General features: G+C 61.9%; 1 protein-coding gene. It reads right to left on the bottom strand.

The genetic code is table 11. The features are described from left to right. On the bottom strand, window positions 1-223 hold a 223-nt coding region (locus WFN61_RS20870), incomplete at both ends, for a hypothetical protein (protein WP_337039157.1).

Raw genomic sequence — 223 nt, 5'->3', positions numbered from 1 at the left:
GTCCGTACCTGTCCCATACGCTGCGGCGAATGGCTCCGCCGGGAAGAATGACGTCTGTGAGCTCCCCGTCGCGGTAGACAAAGGCGGTACGGCGTCCGTCAAAATCCGTATGGCTGGCGACGTTGTCATCGTCATCAACCAGCCAGTGCGCCTGTGCACCATCGTCCCGGATGACCCGGCGTCTGCCGCTCTCAACGTCATAATCCAGCGTCAGCTGTTCGCC

It is taken from the genome of Pseudescherichia sp. AS216 (assembly GCF_037152055.1).
Taxonomy (GTDB): domain Bacteria; phylum Pseudomonadota; class Gammaproteobacteria; order Enterobacterales; family Enterobacteriaceae; genus Pseudescherichia.
The sequence above is the reverse complement of the archived record's forward strand: the minus strand, read 5'-3'. Positions and strand labels throughout refer to the sequence as shown.